The sequence below is a fragment of the Citrobacter sp. wls826 genome, assembly GCF_005281245.1.
Taxonomy (GTDB): Bacteria; Pseudomonadota; Gammaproteobacteria; order Enterobacterales; family Enterobacteriaceae; genus Citrobacter; species Citrobacter braakii.
Genome location: NZ_SZWS01000060.1, coordinates 1 through 4,612 on the forward strand (window position 1 = coordinate 1; position 4,612 = coordinate 4,612).

The 4,612-nt window shown below is 52.3% G+C and carries 4 protein-coding genes and 1 pseudogene; 4 read left to right on the top strand and 1 reads right to left on the bottom strand.

The window, feature by feature from the left end:
* The first annotated feature begins 108 nt into the window (after positions 1-108).
* The 4 genes from dcuA to FDW87_RS17390 all read left to right on the top strand — a co-directional run bounded on the left by dcuA (position 109) and on the right by FDW87_RS17390 (position 4,186).
* Positions 109-1,410, top strand: coding sequence for an anaerobic C4-dicarboxylate transporter DcuA (gene dcuA, locus FDW87_RS17375; protein WP_016151387.1), 1,302 nt, complete (start codon positions 109-111; stop codon positions 1,408-1,410).
* Positions 1,411-1,541: 131 nt separating this feature from the next.
* Positions 1,542-1,889 (top strand): divalent cation tolerance protein CutA, encoded by a 348-nt coding sequence (cutA, locus tag FDW87_RS17380; RefSeq protein WP_003025447.1) that lies wholly within the window; start codon positions 1,542-1,544, stop codon positions 1,887-1,889.
* Complete coding sequence (locus tag FDW87_RS17385; RefSeq protein ID WP_049041671.1) at positions 1,865-3,574, top strand: protein-disulfide reductase DsbD; 1,710 nt, start codon at positions 1,865-1,867, stop codon at positions 3,572-3,574. Before cutA ends, FDW87_RS17385 begins: the two co-directional genes overlap by 25 nt.
* A gap of 36 nt (positions 3,575-3,610) precedes the next feature.
* A complete protein-coding gene (locus FDW87_RS17390; protein WP_008785982.1) occupies positions 3,611-4,186 on the top strand; it encodes a transcriptional regulator in 576 nt (191 codons plus the stop codon).
* A 1-nt stretch (position 4,187) separates the two neighbouring features.
* Here FDW87_RS17390 and FDW87_RS23330 read toward each other — a convergent pair.
* Positions 4,188-4,274, bottom strand: a pseudogene (locus tag FDW87_RS23330) (LysE family translocator); the annotation flags it as partial.
* Positions 4,275-4,612: the final 338 nt, after the last annotated feature.

The window sequence follows — 4,612 nt, forward strand, 5'->3', positions numbered from 1 at the left end:
GGGTAGTACCGGAGAAGGCACGTCATGATGACGTGCCTTTTTTCTTACTCGAAGTTACTTAAAAACAACAATTTAATATCAACTTGTTAAACAACAAGGAAGGCTAATATGATAGTTTTAGAACTTATCATCGTTTTGCTGGCAATCTTTTTAGGTGCCAGACTTGGGGGTATCGGTATTGGATTTGCAGGTGGGCTGGGTGTTCTGGTTCTTGCCGCTATTGGCGTAAAACCGGGTAATATTCCGTTCGATGTTATTTCCATTATCATGGCGGTTATCGCTGCCATCTCTGCCATGCAGATTGCCGGTGGTCTGGACTATCTGGTTCATCAAACTGAAAAACTGCTGCGTAAAAACCCGAAATACATCACGATCCTTGCACCAATCGTGACCTATTTCCTGACTATCTTTGCCGGTACCGGCAACATCTCTCTGGCAACTCTGCCGGTTATCGCTGAAGTCGCGAAGGAACAAGGTATCAAACCTTGCCGTCCGCTCTCTACCGCAGTGGTTTCTGCACAGATTGCGATTACGGCGTCGCCAATCTCCGCAGCCGTGGTTTACATGTCTTCCGTAATGGAAGGTCATGGCATCAGCTACATTCACCTGCTGTCCGTGGTCATTCCGTCCACTCTGCTGGCCGTTCTGGTGATGTCCTTCCTGGTAACAATGCTGTTCAACTCCAAACTGTCTGACGACCCGATTTATCGTAAGCGTCTGGAAGAAGGTTTGGTTGAACTGCGTGGTGAAAGACAAGTTGAAATCAAAGCTGGCGCGAAAACCTCCGTTTGGTTGTTCCTGCTGGGCGTGATTTGCGTAGTTGTATACGCCATCATCAACAGCCCAAGCCTCGGCCTGGTTGCTAAACCGCTGATGAACACCACCAACGCAATCCTGATCATCATGCTGAGCGTCGCGACGCTGACTACGATCGTCTGCCGCGTTGAAACTGACTCCATCCTGAACTCCAGCACCTTTAAAGCGGGTATGAGCGCCTGTATTTGTATCCTGGGTGTTGCATGGCTGGGTGATACCTTCGTATCTCACAACATTGACTGGATCAAAGATACTGCAGGTAGCGTAATTCAGGGTCATCCGTGGTTGCTGGCTGTCATCTTCTTCTTTGCTTCTGCGCTGCTGTACTCTCAGGCTGCAACCGCTAAAGCACTGATGCCGATGGCTCTGGCTCTGAACGTTTCCCCACTGACTGCTGTTGCGTCTTTCGCAGCTGTTTCTGGCCTGTTCATTCTGCCAACCTACCCAACTCTGGTTGCGGCGGTGCAGATGGATGACACCGGTACAACCCGCATCGGTAAATTCGTCTTTAACCATCCGTTCTTCATCCCGGGTACTCTGGGCGTGCTTTTGGCTGTCTGCTTCGGCTTCTTGCTGGGCAGCTTCATGCTGTAAGACTTTACTGCAGGGTGCCTTCGCGCCCTGCAGTTCCTCCTCCTCATCATCCCGCTTTAACTAACATCCTTCCCTCGTCCGTTGTATAGTGACCACTCTTTAGCTGGTTACTCTGTTCTTTCGAGGTGTTTATGCTTGATGTAAAGAGTCAGGATATTTCCATCCCCGATACCGTTGTGGTGCTCTGTACCGCCCCGGATGAAGCAACCGCCCAGGATCTGGCCGCCAAAGTGCTGGCGGAAAAGCTGGCTGCCTGCGTGACGCTGCTGCCTGGCGCGACCTCCCTCTATTATTGGGAAGGTAAGCTGGAGCAGGAATATGAAGTCCAGATGATTTTAAAAACCACCGTCACACACCAGCAAGCCCTTCTCGATTGCCTGAAGTCACATCATCCATACCAAACGCCTGAACTTCTGGTTTTACCCGTCACTCACGGAGACTTTGATTACCGCTCATGGCTCAACGCATCCTTACGCTGATCCTGCTGCTGTGCAGCACATCTACCTTTGCCGGATTATTTGACGCGCCTGGCCGCTCGCAGTTTGTTCCTGCCGATCGGGCGTTTGTTTTTGATTTTCAGCAAAACCAACACGATCTGAACCTCTCATGGCAGGTTAAAGATGGCTACTATCTGTATCGCAAACAGATAAGCATTACGCCATCTCAGGCCGATATCGCCGAGGTAAAACTACCGCCAGGCGTCTGGCATGAAGATGAGTTTTATGGCAAAAGTGAGATTTACCGTAAACAATTGACTATCCCGGTCACGGTCAATCAGGCTAAATCTGGCGCAACATTAACGGTCACATACCAGGGCTGTGCCGACGCCGGTTTTTGCTATCCGCCTGAAACTAAAACGGTGCCATTAAGTGAAGTGTCTGCCGATACCAGGGCGACACCTGCGCCAGTTCCTGCCACCGATACTTTGCAAGAGAGACCACAACCCGCAACCCAGCTTCCCTTCTCTGCGCTGTGGGCATTGCTAATCGGAATTGGCATCGCGTTTACACCTTGCGTATTGCCGATGTATCCGCTGATTTCCGGTATCGTGCTGGGCGGCAAACAACGCTTATCAACCGGACGCGCGCTGCTGCTGACGTTTATCTACGTCCAGGGAATGGCGCTCACTTATACCGCGCTGGGTCTGGTTGTTGCCGCCGCTGGATTGCAGTTCCAGGCTGCGCTACAGCATCCTTACGTCCTGATTGGCCTTGCCGTCGTCTTTACGCTGCTGGCCCTTTCAATGTTTGGCTTGTTCACGCTGCAGCTCCCTTCATCGCTGCAAACACGCCTTACATTGTTGAGTAACCGTCAGCAAGGCGGTTCCCCCGGTAGCGTCTTTGCGATGGGGGCGATTGCCGGCCTCATCTGTTCTCCTTGTACAACGGCCCCGCTAAGCGCGATTTTGCTGTATATCGCTCAGAGCGGGAACATGTGGCTGGGAGGCGGCACGCTGTATCTGTACGCGCTGGGGATGGGATTACCTCTGATGCTAATTACCGTATTCGGTAATCGTCTGTTACCTAAAAGCGGCCCATGGATGGAACATGTCAAAACCGCTTTTGGCTTTGTCATTCTGGCGCTCCCCGTCTTCTTACTCGAACGCATCATTGGCGACGACTGGGGCGTTCGCCTGTGGTCGCTGTTGGGCGTCGCATTCTTTAGCTGGGCATTTATCACCAGCCTGCAGGCAAAGCACGCCTGGATGCGCATCGGGCAGATTATCCTGTTAGCTGCAGCGCTGGTAACCGTTCGGCCATTGCAGGACTGGGCGTTCGGCGTGCCGCATGCTCAAACCCAGACACACCTTAACTTCACGCCTGTGGCTTCGGTGGATGCGCTAAATCAGGCGCTGGCACAAGCTAAAGGCAAGCCCGTGATGTTGGATCTGTATGCTGACTGGTGCGTGGCCTGTAAGGAGTTTGAGAAGTATACGTTTAGCAATCAGCAGGTTCAGCAAGCGCTAGGCGACACGGTGCTTTTGCAGGCGGATGTGACTGCAAATAATGCCCAGGATGTCGCTCTGCTGAAACATCTACAGGTTTTAGGTTTGCCGACTATTTTGTTCTTTGACGCCGAGGGGAAAGAGCATCCGGAGGCTCGGGTAACCGGCTTTATGGATGCCGCGACCTTCAGCGCACATTTGCGCGATCGCCAACCGTGAGCGACACTTGCAACAGGAAATACGGAGGAGAATACCGTGCAACGTGAAGATGTCCTGGGAGAAGCCCTGAAATTACTTGAGGTTCAAGGGATAGCCAATACCACACTGGAAATGGTGGCCGAACGTATCGATTATCCTCTTGATGAACTACAACGCTTTTGGCCCGACAAAGAGGCCATTCTGTACGATGCGTTACGTTACCTCAGCCAGCGGGTGGATATCTGGCGGCGTCAACTTTTGCTGGATGACACCCTGAGCGCTGAACAGAAATTACTGGCACGCTACACCGCGCTGTCCGAATGCGTGAGCAATAATCGCTATCCAGGCTGCCTGTTTATCGCCGCCTGTACGTTTTACCCCGATCCTGGGCATCCGATCCATCAGTTAGCCGATCAGCAAAAAAAGGCAGCACATGACTTCACCCATGAGCTGCTGACGACGCTGGAAGTTGACGACCCTGCAATGGTCGCCAAACAGATGGAACTGGTGCTGGAGGGCTGTCTGAGCCGCATGCTGGTGAATCGTAGCCATGCTGATGTCGAAACGGCACACCGCCTGGCTGAAGATATCCTGCGCTTTGCTCAGTGCCGTATGGGCGGTGCGCTGACCTAAGCAAGCATGCCCGCCAGGCCGAAATGAGTAAACAAAAACGCACCATCGCCACGGTGGTGCGAAATACTCTGTTAAACGCCCGCCCAACTCATTGCCCGACTCACCAGCGGGTCCTGCCGCAGCAATTGCACCGTTAGTTACTGGAAACGTCGGAAAGGTTTGTGCACAACTTGCGGTAGTGTGCGGGAGTAATACAGGCCGCGTAACCTTTTCGTCAGCCTTTGCTCATATAGAAGGTCAGATAGGTAAATTGCCTGGAAGTTTTGTGCAAACTTCAGGCATAATCGCACAGATTGCCGCAATATTAAGCGGTTGAACATCTTTTCCCGAAATTTGATTGACTGGCAGACGTGAATACGGTTTAATGCGCCCCGTTGCCCGGATAGCTCAGTCGGTAGAGCAGGGGATTGAAAATCCCCGTGTCCT

Coding starts and splice junctions, on each gene's coding strand:
- cutA (WP_003025447.1), top strand. CDS start 1,542: ATGCTTGATGTAAAGAGTCAGGATATTTCCATCCCCGATACCGTTGTG.
- dcuA (WP_016151387.1), top strand. CDS start 109: ATGATAGTTTTAGAACTTATCATCGTTTTGCTGGCAATCTTTTTAGGT.
- FDW87_RS17385 (WP_049041671.1), top strand. CDS start 1,865: ATGGCTCAACGCATCCTTACGCTGATCCTGCTGCTGTGCAGCACATCT.